The organism is Modestobacter sp. VKM Ac-2982 (assembly GCF_026967935.1).
Classification (GTDB): Bacteria; Actinomycetota; Actinomycetes; order Mycobacteriales; family Geodermatophilaceae; genus Modestobacter.
Genome location: NZ_JAPVBL010000001.1, coordinates 927,774 through 940,470, shown reverse-complemented (window position 1 = coordinate 940,470; position 12,697 = coordinate 927,774). Strand labels below are relative to the sequence as shown.

Below are 12,697 nucleotides of genomic sequence, written 5' to 3'. Positions count from 1 at the left end.
AGTCTGGACGCTCCCCGGCGGTCCCGCGCAGCAGCGGCCCGACGCGGACGCGGGTCAGTGCTGCGGGCCGGTGAGCGGGTACTCGCGGGAGACGGCCCACGCACCGCTGGGCAGCTGCTCGAACTCGGTGAAGCCGTCGACCCGGAACTCCGCGTGCACCTCGGCCAGGCCGGCGTAGGCCATGTCCAGCATGTCGGTCGGCACGTCGTGGGCCACGGTGACGTGCGGGTGGTACGGGAAGCTCAACGGCCGGGCCAGCGGCCCGGTCCGGACGTCGGTCGCGATCAGCTCGCAGTCACCGATGCCCTGCGCGACCGCCACGAAGACCACCTCCGAGATCGGGCGGAACGTGCCCGTGCCGGACAGGTGCATGTCGAACGGGGGGTGCTGGGCGGCCACCCGGGCGAGGTGCTCGGTGATCGCCGGCCGGGCTCCGATCGGCACCTCGGTGGGCGGCAGCAGCGTCACGTGCGGGGGCACGAGGGTGGCCTGGGGGTCGCCGCACTTGCCCCGCCACTCCACCAGCAGCTGCGCCCACGGCTCGGGCACCGACACCACGACGCCGAGGACGGCGGTGTCCGGCGACGTCGCGGCGCCGAGCCGGTGCACGAAGGTGTCGTCGGCCCGGAGCGGCCGGTCCCTCACGTCGGTGCCCCGACGGCGGGGAGGAAGCCGACCCGCTCGTAGACCGTGGCCAGCGTCGGGGCCGCGACCTCACGAGCCCGGGCCGCGCCGGCGGCGAGCACGCGCTCGAGTTCGGCGGGGTCGGCCAGGAGCTCGGCGGTGCGCTGCTGGACCGGGGCCAGGGCGTCGGTCACGACCTCGGCGACCTCCTTCTTCAGGTCGCCGTAGCCGCGGCCGGCGAACTGCTCCTCCAGCTGCGCCACGCTCTGCCCGGACAGCGCCGAGTGGATGGCCAGCAGGTTCGTCACCCCGGGCTTCCCCACCGGGTCGGCCACGACCTCGCGGCCGGTGTCGGTGACCGCCGAGCGGATCCGCTTCGCCGTCACCTTCGGGTCGTCCAGGAGGTTGATGCAGCCGGCCGGCGGGAGGCTCTTGCTCATCTTCTTGTCCGGCGACTGGAGGTCCAGCACCTTCGCCGCCCCCGGCGGCACGTAGGCCTCGGGGAGGGCGAAGGTGTCCCCGTACCGGCCGTTGAAACGGGTGGCCAGGTCGCGGGTCAGCTCCAGGTGCTGGCGCTGGTCCTCACCCACCGGCACCCGGGCAGCCTGGTACAGCAGGATGTCGGCGGCCTGGAGCACCGGGTAGGTGAAGAGCCCCACCGACGTCGCCCCGGCCCCCTCGCGGGAGCTCTTGTCCTTGAACTGGGTCATCCGGCTGGCCTCACCGAAGCCGGTCAGGCACTGGAGCACCCAGGCCAGCTGCGCGTGCTCGGGCACGTGGCTCTGCACGAACAGCGCGCTGCGGTCCGGGTCGACCCCGAGCGCCAGCAGCTGCGCCGCGGAGGCCAGCGTGCGCGAGCGCAGCAGTGCCGGGTCGGGCTGCTCCGCGGTGATCGCGTGCAGGTCGACGACGCAGTAGAAGGCCTCGTGGTCGTCCTGCAGGGCGACCCACTGCCGCAGTGCCCCCAGGAAGTTGCCGAGGTGGAAGGAGTCCGCCGTCGGCTGGATGCCGGACAGCACGCGGGGAGCAGGCACGTCCTCCATCGAACCACGCGCCCCAGCAGTGCTCGCTCAGGCTCCGGCAGCACCCGCCGGTGCGCTGGTCAGGACGTCGTCCAGCGCGCCGAGGAAGACGTCGTCCTCCTCGGGGGTGCCGACGGTCACCCGGATCCCCTCACCGGCGAACGGCCGGGTGATCACCGCGCGCGCCTCGAGCGCAGCGGCGACCTCGGCGGTGCGCTCCCCCAGCGGCAGCCACACGAAGTTGGCCTGGCTGTCGGCCACCGGCAGCCCGCGCTCGCGCAGCGCCCCGGTGAGCCGGGCGCGTTCGGTGACGACGGCGGCACAGCGCTCGCGCACCTCGGGCTCGCTGGCCAGCGCCGCGACCGCCGCGGCCTGGGCGAGGGAGGAGACGCTGAACGGCACCTGGGTGCGACGGACGGCGTCGGCCACGGCCGGGTCCTCGGCGAGGAGGTAGCCCACCCGCAGGCCGGCCAGGCCCCAGGCCTTGGAGAACGTCCGCAGCACGGCGACGTTGGGCCGACCGCGCATCAGCTCGACCCCGTCGGGGACGTCGGGGTCGGTGACGAACTCGCGGTAGGCCTCGTCCAGCACGACCAGCGTCTGGGCCGGGACGGCGTCCAGGAAGCGCTCGAGCTCGGGGCGCCGCACCGCCGTCCCGGTCGGGTTGTTCGGGTTGCAGACGAAGACGACCCGGGTCGTGTCGTCGATCACCGCGGCCAGGCCGTCCAGGTCGTGGGTGTCCGCGGCCCCGCCGGGGGTGCCCGGGACGAGCGGCACCTGCTGGGCCCGGGCCCCGGCGACCTGGGCGAGCAGCGGGTACATCTCGAAGGAGCGCCAGGCGAACGCGATGGATGAGCCCGGGTCGTTGTAGGCCTGGGCCAGCTGCTGGCAGACGGTGACCGCGCCACAGCCGGTGGCCACCTGCGCCGGCTCGACGCCGTACCGCTCGGCCAGGGCCCGGGTGAGGACGACAGCGCCGTTGTCCGGGTACCGGTTCGTCTCCCCCGCCGTCGCGGCGATCGCCTGGACGACGGCCGGCAGCGGCGGGAAGGCGACCTCGTTGCTGGCCAGCTTCACGGCGCGGTCGACACCGATCTCGCGGGCCAGGTCGGCGGGGTTGCGGCCGGGTCGGTAGACCGGCATGGCGGCCACGGCAGGGCGGGCGCTGACCACGGGATCCTCCTCCTCGGTCGCGCCGGAGCTCATCCGGGCGACTCACTAGGGTTGGGCGCATGCGCGTACTCGTCACCGGTGGGGCCGGCTACATCGGCAGCGTAGTCACGGCGGCCCTGCTGGAGGCCGGCCACGAGGTCACGGTGCTCGACGACCTGTCGACCGGCCACGAGGACGCCGTCCCCGCCGGGGCCCGGTTCGTCCGGGCGTCGCTGCACGACTCCGCGCCGGTGCTGGCCGACGTGCGGCCGGAGGCGGTGCTGCACTTCGCGGCCAAGAGCCTGGTCGCGCAGAGCCAGGTCGAGCCCGAGGTCTACTGGCACTCCAACGTCGGCGGCTCGCTGGCGCTGCTGGAGGCGATGCGTGCGGTCGACTGCCGGCGGATCGTGTTCTCCTCGACCGCGGCCACCTACGGCGAGCCCGACGAGGTGCCGATCCGCGAGGACGCCCCGACCCGGCCGACCAACACCTACGGCGCCAGCAAGCTCGCCGTCGACACCATGCTGACCTCCTACGCGGTGGCCCACTCCTTCGCCGCGGTCAGCCTGCGGTACTTCAACGTCGGCGGCGCGGCCTACGGCGTCGGCGAGCGGCACGCCACCGAGACCCACCTGATCCCGATCGCGCTGCAGGTCGCCTCGGGCACCCGCGAGTCGCTCACCGTGTACGGCTCGGACTACCCCACCCCCGACGGCACCTGCATCCGCGACTACGTGCACGTCAAGGACCTCGCCGCGGCCCACCTGCTGGCGCTGCCGGCCCCGGCGCCGGGCGAGCACCGGGTCTACAACCTGGGCAGCGGCACCGGCTTCTCCGTGCAGCAGATGGTCGACGCGGTCCGGGAGGTCACCGGGCACGAGCTGCCGGTCGTCGTCGGCGACCGCCGCCCCGGCGACCCGGCCCGGCTGGTGGCCAGCTCTGCCCGGATCCAGGACGAGCTCGGCTGGGCACCGCAGCACACCGACCTCGGCGAGATCGTCGCCGACGCCTGGGCGTTCACGAACAGCCGGGCCTGAGGACGCCGGCCGTCAGCCTGCGGTGGACTCCGCGGCCGTGTCGGCGGCGTCGCCGTCCTGCTGCGGGGCGGCGCTGACGCTGATCCGGGCGATCCGCCGTCCGTCGAGCTCGAGCACCGTCAGGGTGCGCTCCTCGACCGTCACGGTGTCCCCGACCACCGGCAGGCGCCCCAGCTCGGCGAGCACGTAACCGGCCACCGTCTCGTACGGGCCCTCCGGCAGCTGCAGCCCCGTCGCCCCGGCGAAGTCGTCGAGGTTGAGCAGACCGTCGACCTCGTGCGGCCCCTCGGCCGGCTCCTCGGACTCGGGCGCGACGTCCTCGTCGTACTCGTCGTAGATGTCGCCGATGACCTCCTCGATGAGGTCCTCCAGGGTGACGATGCCGTCGGTGCCGCCGTACTCGTCGACCACGATCGCGAAGTGCCGGTTCTCCTTGCGCATCCCGGACAGGGCGGTGAGCACGCCGGCCGTGCCCGGCAGCTGCTTGATCTCGCGGGCGAGGTCCCCCACGGTCGCCGCCCGCCCGGCCGGGTGGCTGGGCAGGAACAGGTCGCGCACGTGCACGAAGCCGACGACGTCGTCCTCGTTCCGGCCCACGACCGGGTAGCGGGACCAGTTGGAGTCCGCGACCTGCTTGGCCGCGCGGCTGGCGGTCATGCTGGCCTCCAGGAAGTGGACCTCGGTGCGGGGAGTCATCACCTCTCGCACCTCGCGGTCCCCGGCCCGGAACACCTCGTCGATCAGCCGGCGCTCGTCGCTGGACAGCGACTCGTGCGCGGCGACCAGGTCACGCAGCTCCTCCTGGCTGATCGACTCCCCGCCCGCCCGCGGGTCACCGCCCAGCAGGCGGACCAGCACGTTCGTGGACTTCGACAGCAGCCAGATGATCGGCCGGAACAGCTTGGCGATGGCGTTGAGCGGGGCGGCGACCACCAGCGAGAAGCCCTCGGCCCGCTGCAGGGCCAGCCGCTTGGGGGTCAGTTCGCCGACGACCAGGGACAGGTAGCTGATCGCGATGGTGACGGCGACGAAGGACAGCGGGTCGGCCACACCGGGCTGCACCCCCCAACGGATCAGGACGTCGCCGAGCGGCCCGGACAGCGTGCTGGCGCCGAACGCGGCGGAGAAGAAGCCGGCCAGCGTGACGCCGACCTGGACGGAGGCGAGGAACTGGTTGGGGTCGGCGAGCAGCTTGTTCAGCGCCTGCCCGCGCCGGCCGGTCTCGGCCAGGGCGCGGACCTGGGACTCGCGGAGGGACACCAGCGCGATCTCGGCGCCGGAGAACGCACCGCCGACCAGCACGAAGGCGAAGACCATGACGATGTTGAGCCAGACGTCGCTCACGAGCGGCGTGCTCCTCCAGATGTGGGGTGTGCCGGGAACGCCCGGAGTCGCCCACGGTAGTGGCTGGACCGAGGGGCGGGCCGCGCCTCCCTGCCGGGCCCACCCCTGCGGAGCCCCGCCCGCGACCGGCACGGTGACCGTCCGCATGCGGCTACCCTCGCCTGGGTAACGAGTTGAACCCACCGTGAGGACGCCGACGTGCCGCACCGCCTCACCCCGCCGTTCTCGGCCGGACGCCACCGGTCGCGGTGGGCGCTCGTGCTGATCGCCGTCGTCGTCGCCGCGGTCGCCCTGACCACCGTGCTGGGCGGCCGACTCCTGCCTGGGCTGGACGACGCCTCGCAGGCCACGGACGTCGAGCAGCGCGCGACGGACGTCGAGCAGCGGGCCCCGGACGTCGAGCAGCAGGCGGACGCCGGACCGCCCGCCGACCCGAGCGACCCTGCGCCGTCCAGCACTGCGCCTGCGCCGGTGACCGGCGGTGCAGGAGAGCCGACCGCCGCGACCACCACCGCGGTCCCGCCGCCGCCCCCACCGGCTCCGGGTCCTGCCCCTGCCCCGGGCCCGACCCCCGCTCCGCCGCCGCCTCCGCCCCCTCCGCCGCAGGCAGCCGCGCCTGCGCCCCGGACTCCTGCGCCGTCCGCGAGAGCAGCGCCGGCGCCCGCACCGCCGCCGGCCGCGGCGGCCGCCCCCCGGCCCGCAGCGGCGGCCGCACCGGCGGCGCCCGGGCCCGAGGGGCAGGTGCTGAGCCTGGTGAACGCCGAGCGGGCCGCCGCCGGCTGCGCCGCGGTCAGCGCGGACACCGGCCTGGCGACGGTCGCCCGGGCGCACAGCGCCGACATGCGGGACCGCGGCTACTTCTCCCACGTCAACCCCGAGGGGCTGGACCCCTTCGCCCGCGCCCGCGCGGCCGGGCTGGGCCACGCGCGGGCGGAGAACATCGCCGCCGGCCAGCCCGACGCGACCGCGGTGATGGCGGCCTGGATGACCAGCCCCGGGCACCGGGCGAACATCCTCGACTGCGATCTGCGCACGCTGGGGGTCGGGGTGGCCACCGGGGCCGGCGGTCCGTGGTGGACCCAGCTCTTCGGCGCCTGAGCCCCCACCACCAGCCCGATCTCGGCCCGCCCGCAACGCAGAACGGCCCCCGCGACCAGAGGTCGCGGGGGTCGTTCTGAACTACAACTGTCAGGCCATCATCACGACAGCTGTCGTCAGGCCATCGCCTTCTGCAGGTTGGTGTCGATCGCCGCCAGGAAGTCCTGGGTGGTCAGCCACGGGCTGTCCTTGGAGATCAGCAGTGCGAGGTCCTTGGTCATCTGACCGCCCTCGACGGTCTCGATGCAGACCCGCTCGAGGGTCTCGGCGAACCGGGTCACCTCGGGGGTGCCGTCGAGCACGCCGCGGTGGGCCAGGCCCCGGGTCCAGGCGAAGATCGACGCGATCGGGTTCGTCGAGGTCTCCTTGCCCTGCTGGTGCTGGCGGTAGTGCCGGGTGACCGTGCCGTGGGCGGCCTCGGCCTCGACGGTCTTGCCGTCCGGGGTGGCCAGCACCGACGTCATCAGGCCGAGCGAGCCGAAGCCCTGGGCCACGGTGTCGGACTGGACGTCACCGTCGTAGTTCTTGCACGCCCAGACGTAGCCGCCCTCCCACTTGAGGGACGCCGCGACCATGTCGTCGATGAGGCGGTGCTCGTAGGTGATCCCGGCCGCGTCGAACTGCTCCTTGAACTCGGCCTGGAAGACCTCCTCGAAGATGTCCTTGAACCGGCCGTCGTAGGCCTTCAGGATCGTGTTCTTCGTGGACAGGTAGACCGGGTAGCCGCGGTTGAGCCCGTAGTTCAGCGAGGCCCGGGCGAAGTCGCGGATCGAGTCGTCGAGGTTGTACATCGACAGCGAGACGCCGGCGCCGGGGGCCTGGAAGACCTCGCGCTCGATCGGCTCGCCGCCGTCCTCGGGGGTGAAGACGACCTTCAGGGTGCCCGCGGAGGGGAACGTGAAGTCGGTGGCGCGGTACTGGTCGCCGTAGGCGTGGCGGCCGATGATGATCGGCTTCGTCCAGCCCGGCACCAGCCGCGGCACGTTCTGCATGATGATCGGCTCGCGGAAGATCACGCCGCCGAGGATGTTCCGGATCGTCCCGTTCGGGGAGCGCCACATCTTCTTCAGGCCGAACTCCTCGACCCGCGCCTCGTCCGGGGTGATGGTGGCGCACTTGACGCCCACGCCGTGCTGCTTGATGGCGTTGGCCGCGTCGACGGTGACCTGGTCGTCGGTCGCGTCGCGGTTCTCCATGCCGAGGTCGTAGTACTCGAGGTCGACGTCCAGGTACGGGAGGATCAGCTGGTCCTTGATGAACTGCCAGATGATCCGGGTCATCTCGTCGCCGTCGAGCTCGACGACCTTGCCCTCTACCTTGATCTTGCTCACGAAATCAGTTCCCTCTCTGCTGCTCTGACCAGCGCGGTCAGAGGTCGACTACATCGGCCTGCTTGGCGCGTACCGCCTCGGCGGCCTCGCGCAGGCCGGCCAGCTCACTGTCGGAGAGGTCGCCCTCGACGACCTTCCGGACACCTTCTCGGCCGATCTCGGCCTCGACCCCCAGGTAGACCCCGGCGATCCCGTACTCGCCGTCGACCCAGGCGCACACCGGCATCACGGCGCCGCTGTCGGAGATCACGGCGCGGGCCATCCGGGCGGCTGCCGCGGACGGCGCGTAGTAGGCGGACCCGGTCTTCAGCAGCGCCACGACCTCGGCCCCGCCGTTGCGGGTCCGGTCGACCAGGTGCGCGATGCGGTCGGCGGGCAGCACGTCGGCCAGCGGCTTGCCGTCGACGGTGCAGCGGGACGGCACCGGGACCATCGTGTCGCCGTGCGAGCCCAGGGTCAGCGTCCGCACGGAGGCGACCGGGACGCCGAGCTCCTCGGCGACGTTGTTGCTGAAGCGAGCGGTGTCCAGCATCCCGGCCTGGCCCATGACGCGGGCCTTCGGGAAGCCGGTGGCCAGCTGCGCCAGGGCGGTCATCTCGTCCAGCGGGTTGGAGACGACGATGACGACGGCGTCCGGGGAGGTCTGCGCGACGTTCTCGGCGACCTGGCGGACGATGCCGGCGTTGGTCTCGATCAGGTCCATCCGGCTCATGCCGGGCTTGCGGGGCAGCCCCGCGGTGATGACCACGACGTCGGAGCCCTCGGTGCCCGCGTACGAACCGCCGCCGACCCCCACCACCCGGGTCTCGAACCCCTCGATCGGGCGCGACTGGTTGATGTCCAGCGCCAGCCCCTCGGGCTTTCCCTCCACGATGTCGGTGAGCACGACCGTCTCGAACAGGTCGTACTCCGCCAGTCGCAACGCGGTGGTCGAGCCGTAGAAACCGGCACCGACCACGGTGACCTTGCCGTTCCGGGCCCGCTCTGCCATGCCCGCCAACCTAGCCCCGAGCGGCGCCGTCCGGCCATGCGGGGGCCGCACCGGGCTGGTCAGGTGGGCGGGATGCTCAGGGCCAGGACCACGAGCGCGACGCCGGCGGAGCCCGTCAGGGCGACGTCGATGCGCTGACTGCGGACGGCGAGGAAGCCGGTGCGACGCAACGGGAGCAGCAGGCGCAGCGCGGCTGCGGCGACCAGCGCGACCCCCATCACGACCAGCCCCGATCGCCACCGGTCGGCCGCGACGAGCAGCAGCCCGGCCCCGGCGACGACGATGACGGCCAGCAGCGGCCACTGCCGGAGGAAGCCGGCCAGCAGCGGTCGGCGCAGGTAGAGCGGCGGCCGGGTCGGTGGGCTCCCGCCGGCGGGCCGGGTCATGCCGTCAGCGCCTCGACCCCGGCCGCCTGCTCGGCGGCCAGGACGACGTTGGCCAGCAGCATCGCCCGGGTCATCGGGCCGACCCCGCCGGGGTTGGGGGCCACGAAGCCGGCCACCTCACGCACGTCCGCGGCGACGTCGCCGGCGATCTTGCCGTCCACCCGGCTGACCCCCACGTCGAGCACGGCCGCACCGGGCTTGACCATGTCGGCGGTGATCAGCCCCGGGACGCCGGCCGCCGCGACGACGACGTCGGCCGCGCGGGTGTGCGCGGCCAGGTCCCGGGTGCCGGTGTGGCAGAGGGTCACGGTCGCGTTCTCGGTGCGCCGGGTGAGCAGCAGGCCCAGCGGCCGGCCGACGGTGATGCCGCGGCCGACCACGACCACCTCCGCGCCGGCCAGCGGGACGTCGAAGCGGCGGAGCAGCTCGACGATCCCGACCGGCGTGCAGGGCAGCGCCCCGGGGACGCCGAGCACCAGCCGGCCGAGGTTGACCGGGTGCAGGCCGTCGGCGTCCTTGGCCGGGTCGATCCGCTCGAGCACGACGCTCTCGTCGATGCCGCGCGGCAGGGGCAGCTGCACGATGTAGCCGGTGCAGGCCGGGTCGGCGTTGAGCTCGTCGACGACGGCGAGCACCTCGGCGAGGTCGGCGGTGGCCGGCAGCTCCCGCTGGATGCTCGCGATGCCGACCTGGGCGCAGTCGGAGTGCTTGGCCCCGACGTACCAGCGGCTGCCCGGGTCGTCGCCGACCAGCAGGGTGCCCAGGCCCGGTCGCCGTCCGGCCGCGGCGAGGGCCGCCACCCGCTCGGTCAGCTCCGCCCGGATCGTCGCCGCGGTCGCCTTGCCGTCCAGAGTCGTCGCCACCACGGGGTGCAGTCTGCCCGACGCACCCCGCCGGGCTCGCTCAGCCGGCCACCAGGGCGCCGTGGGCGCTGGTGAACAGCACGGCCTGCGCCAGGTCCAGCCGCACCCCGGTGGGGTCGAACCCCCGCCAGTTGACGCCGTCGGTCTGGGCACCGCGCAGGTCCGCCCCGCGCAGCTGGGTGGACTGCAGCCGGGCGCGCCGGAGGTCGGCCCGGGTCAGGTCGGCGTCGGTCAGCACGGTGTCGGTGAGGTCGGCCTCGGTCAGCCTCTGGCCGGAGAGGTCGACACCCGAGAGGTCGACGCCCCGCAGCGACACGTAGGACCAGTCGCACTCGCTGGAGGTCATCGGCCGCAGCGTGGCGCCGGGGAACTGCGAGCCGGTGAGCTTGCACCCGCTCCAGGTCACGTTGGACAGCTTCGCCCGGTCGAACCGGCAGGAGAGGAACGCCGTCCCCTCGTGCCGGGAGCCCGACAGCGCCGCCCCGGTGAGCACGCAGCGCTCGAAGACGCACCGCGTGGTGACCAGCTCGGACATGTCGGCGTCGTCGAAGCGGCAGTCGATGAACGTGACCTGCTCCAGCCGGGCCCAGTCCCAGTCGACCCGGGCGAGGTCCTCGCCCTCCCAGACCGTGCCCGGCGCCGGCGGTTGCGGGTCCCGCATCAGTGCGCGAAGTGGCGGGTGCCGGTGAGGTACAGCGTCACCCCGGCGGCCTGCGCGGCGGCGACGACCTCCTCGTCCCGCACCGACCCGCCCGGCTGCACCACGGCCCGCACCCCGGCGTCCAGCAGGACCTGCAGCCCGTCGGCGAAGGGGAAGAACGCGTCGGAGGCGGCCACCGAGCCGGTCGCCCGCTCCCCCGCCCGGGCCACCGCGAGCCGGGCGGAGTCGACCCGGTTGACCTGCCCCATGCCGACCCCGACGGTGGCCTTGTCGGCCGCCAGCAGGATGGCGTTGCTCTTCACCGAGCGGACCGACCGCCAGGCGAACACCAGGTCGTCCAGCCCCGCGGCGTCCAGCGGTGCACCTGCGGCCAGCGTCCAGCTGGTCGGGTCGTCGCCGGGTGCGTCGATCCGGTCGGCGGTCTGCAGCAGCAGCCCGCCGCTGATCGCGCGCAGCTCCACCGACAGCCGCGGCACCTCCGGCATGCGCAGCAGCCGGACGTTCTTCTTCGCGGTCAGCACGCCGAGGGCGTCCTGGGTGAACGAGGGGGCGACGACGACCTCGGTGAAGACCTCGGCGATCTGCTCGGCCAGGGTCAGGTCGACCTCGCGGTTGGCCGCGATCACGCCACCGAACGCGGAGACCGGGTCGCAGGCGTGCGCCTTGCGGTGGGCGGCGGCGATGTCGGCACCGACGGCGATGCCGCAGGGGTTGGCGTGCTTGATGATCGCCACGCAGGGGTCGGCGTGGTCGTGGGCGGCCCGCCAGGCGGCGTCGGTGTCGACGTAGTTGTTGTAGGACATCTGCTTGCCGTGCAACTGCTCGGCGTCCGCGAGACCCGACTGCCCGCTGCGGTACAGCGCCGCGCCCTGATGGGGGTTCTCGCCGTAGCGCAGGACGTCGGTGCGCTCCCAGCTCCCGCCGACCCACTCGGGGAAGCCGCTCGCGTCGTCCGGGGCCAGCACGTTCCCCATCCAGGAGGCGACGGCGACGTCGTAGGCGGCGGTGTGCCGGAACGCCTCGGCCGCCAGCTCCCGGCGCTGGGCCAGGGTGAACCCGCCGGCCGTGACCGCCTCGACGACCTCGTCGTAGCGGGCCGGGTCGACGACGACGGCGACCGAGGGGTGGTTCTTCGCCGCGGCGCGCACCATCGCCGGGCCGCCGATGTCGATCTGCTCGATGCACTCGTCGGGCGAGGCGCCGGAGGCCACCGTGTCGCTGAACGGGTAGAGGTTCACCACGACCAGGTCGAAGGCGGCGATGCCCAGCTCGTCGAGCTGGGCGACGTGCTCGGGCCGGCGCCGGTCGGCGAGGATGCCGGCGTGCACCGCCGGGTGCAGCGTCTTGACCCGGCCGTCCAGGCACTCGGGGAAGCCGGTGACCTGCTCGACGGGGGTGACCGGCAGGCCGGCGGCGGCGATCCGGGCCGCGGTGGCGCCGGTGCTGACCAGCTCCACCCCGGCGTCGACCAGCCCACGGGCCAGCTCCTCGACGCCGTTCTTGTCGTAGACGCCGAGCAGGGCGCGGCGGACGGGGGTGCGGTCGCTCATCGGGTGCTCTCCTGGGTCGGTGGGTCGGTCGGGGACAGCCCGGCGGCCTGGACCACGAGGCCGGCCAGGGTCTGCACCAGGAGCTCCCGCTCCACGGTCTTGATCCGCTCGTGCAGGCGTTCCTCGTCGTCCCCGGGCAGCACCGGCACCGGGCGCTGGGCCAGGACCGGACCGGTGTCGAGGCCGGCGTCGACGAGGTGGACGGTCGCGCCGGTCGTGGTGACGCCGGCGGCCAACGCGTCCCGGACGGCGTGGGCGCCGGGGAAGGCCGGCAGCAGCGCCGGGTGGCTGTTGAGCACCCGGCCACCGAACGCGTCCAGGACGGCCGGGCCCAGCAGCCTCATGAAGCCCGCGCAGACGACCCAGTCGGGCCGGTGCCGGGCCAGTTCCGCGGCCAGTGCGGCGTCCCAGCCGGCCCGGTCGGGGGCGTCCCGCAGGGCGGTGACGAAGGTGCGGACGCCGGCGTCACGCGCGTGCGCCAGGCCGGGGGCGTCCGCGCGGTCGGAGCCGACAGCGACCACCTCGGCGGGGTAGCCCGGCGAGTCCGCGGCGGACAGCAGCGCCGCGCAGAGCGTGCCGGCCCCGGACAACAGGACGACGACGCGGGACCGCGGGACGGCTGCGTCGGCGGACACGTT

Annotated in this window: 13 protein-coding genes; 2 read left to right on the top strand and 11 right to left on the bottom strand. The window is 73.9% G+C overall.

What is annotated here, in order from left to right:
- Positions 1–54 precede the first annotated feature (54 nt).
- The 3 genes from O2W20_RS04765 to hisC are packed head-to-tail and all read right to left on the bottom strand — an operon-like array spanning position 55 to position 2,852.
- On the bottom strand, positions 55–645 hold the full coding sequence (locus O2W20_RS04765; protein WP_269170581.1) for a 2'-5' RNA ligase family protein: 591 nt from the start codon (positions 643–645) through the stop codon (positions 55–57).
- Positions 642–1,667, bottom strand: coding sequence for a tryptophan--tRNA ligase (trpS, locus tag O2W20_RS04760; RefSeq protein WP_442928931.1), 1,026 nt, complete (start codon positions 1,665–1,667; stop codon positions 642–644). The genes O2W20_RS04765 and trpS overlap by 4 nt, the downstream gene beginning before the upstream one ends.
- A gap of 27 nt (positions 1,668–1,694) precedes the next feature.
- Complete coding sequence (hisC, locus tag O2W20_RS04755; protein WP_269170579.1) at positions 1,695–2,852, bottom strand: histidinol-phosphate transaminase; 1,158 nt, start codon at positions 2,850–2,852, stop codon at positions 1,695–1,697.
- Between the two features lie 26 nt (positions 2,853–2,878).
- On the opposite strand from hisC, the gene galE reads away from it, so the two are divergent.
- A complete protein-coding gene (gene galE / locus O2W20_RS04750) occupies positions 2,879–3,835 on the top strand; it encodes a UDP-glucose 4-epimerase GalE (RefSeq protein WP_269170578.1) in 957 nt (318 codons plus the stop codon).
- A gap of 12 nt (positions 3,836–3,847) precedes the next feature.
- Here galE and O2W20_RS04745 read toward each other — a convergent pair whose 3' ends face one another.
- On the bottom strand, positions 3,848–5,179 hold the full coding sequence (locus O2W20_RS04745) for a hemolysin family protein (RefSeq protein WP_269170577.1): 1,332 nt from the start codon (positions 5,177–5,179) through the stop codon (positions 3,848–3,850).
- 198 nt (positions 5,180–5,377) lie between these two features.
- On the opposite strand from O2W20_RS04745, the gene O2W20_RS04740 reads away from it, so the two are divergent.
- Positions 5,378–6,277, top strand: a complete 900-nt coding sequence (locus O2W20_RS04740) for a CAP domain-containing protein (RefSeq protein ID WP_269170576.1) — start codon at positions 5,378–5,380, stop codon at positions 6,275–6,277.
- A 116-nt stretch (positions 6,278–6,393) separates the two neighbouring features.
- On the opposite strand, the gene O2W20_RS04735 is transcribed toward O2W20_RS04740, so the two are convergent.
- Genes O2W20_RS04735 through purN form a run of 7 tightly spaced genes read right to left on the bottom strand, consistent with a single transcriptional unit; the run spans position 6,394 to position 12,694 of the window.
- Positions 6,394–7,608: an NADP-dependent isocitrate dehydrogenase gene (locus tag O2W20_RS04735; protein WP_269159227.1), complete on the bottom strand. Its 1,215-nt coding sequence runs from the start codon at positions 7,606–7,608 to the stop codon at positions 6,394–6,396.
- Positions 7,609–7,645: 37 nt separating this feature from the next.
- Positions 7,646–8,599 carry a malate dehydrogenase gene (gene mdh, locus O2W20_RS04730; RefSeq protein WP_269170575.1) on the bottom strand — a complete coding sequence of 318 codons (954 nt, stop codon included), beginning with the start codon at positions 8,597–8,599 and terminating at the stop codon, positions 7,646–7,648.
- Between the two features lie 59 nt (positions 8,600–8,658).
- Positions 8,659–8,985, bottom strand: a complete 327-nt coding sequence (locus O2W20_RS04725) for a DUF3017 domain-containing protein (protein WP_269170574.1) — start codon at positions 8,983–8,985, stop codon at positions 8,659–8,661.
- The gene (locus tag O2W20_RS04720; protein WP_269170573.1) at positions 8,982–9,851 is read right to left on the bottom strand and encodes a bifunctional methylenetetrahydrofolate dehydrogenase/methenyltetrahydrofolate cyclohydrolase; all 870 of its coding nucleotides are present in this window, start codon (positions 9,849–9,851) and stop codon (positions 8,982–8,984) included. Before O2W20_RS04720 ends, O2W20_RS04725 begins: the two co-directional genes overlap by 4 nt.
- Positions 9,852–9,888: 37 nt before the next feature.
- Positions 9,889–10,509 (bottom strand): pentapeptide repeat-containing protein, encoded by a 621-nt coding sequence (locus O2W20_RS04715; RefSeq protein ID WP_269170572.1) that lies wholly within the window; start codon positions 10,507–10,509, stop codon positions 9,889–9,891.
- A complete protein-coding gene (purH, locus tag O2W20_RS04710; protein ID WP_269170571.1) occupies positions 10,509–12,059 on the bottom strand; it encodes a bifunctional phosphoribosylaminoimidazolecarboxamide formyltransferase/IMP cyclohydrolase in 1,551 nt (516 codons plus the stop codon). The genes O2W20_RS04715 and purH overlap by 1 nt, the downstream gene beginning before the upstream one ends.
- Positions 12,056–12,694: a phosphoribosylglycinamide formyltransferase gene (purN, locus tag O2W20_RS04705; protein WP_269170570.1), complete on the bottom strand. Its 639-nt coding sequence runs from the start codon at positions 12,692–12,694 to the stop codon at positions 12,056–12,058. Before purN ends, purH begins: the two co-directional genes overlap by 4 nt.
- Positions 12,695–12,697 lie beyond the last annotated feature (3 nt).

Bases quoted from the DNA above. Each gene is read 5' to 3' on its own strand.
- trpS (WP_442928931.1), bottom strand. From the start codon at position 1,667: ATGGAGGACGTGCCTGCTCCCCGCGTGCTGTCCGGCATCCAGCCGACG.
- hisC (WP_269170579.1), bottom strand. From the start codon at position 2,852: ATGAGCTCCGGCGCGACCGAGGAGGAGGATCCCGTGGTCAGCGCCCGC.
- galE (WP_269170578.1), top strand. From the start codon at position 2,879: ATGCGCGTACTCGTCACCGGTGGGGCCGGCTACATCGGCAGCGTAGTC.
- mdh (WP_269170575.1), bottom strand. From the start codon at position 8,599: ATGGCAGAGCGGGCCCGGAACGGCAAGGTCACCGTGGTCGGTGCCGGT.
- O2W20_RS04725 (WP_269170574.1), bottom strand. From the start codon at position 8,985: ATGACCCGGCCCGCCGGCGGGAGCCCACCGACCCGGCCGCCGCTCTAC.
- O2W20_RS04715 (WP_269170572.1), bottom strand. From the start codon at position 10,509: ATGCGGGACCCGCAACCGCCGGCGCCGGGCACGGTCTGGGAGGGCGAG.
- purH (WP_269170571.1), bottom strand. From the start codon at position 12,059: ATGAGCGACCGCACCCCCGTCCGCCGCGCCCTGCTCGGCGTCTACGAC.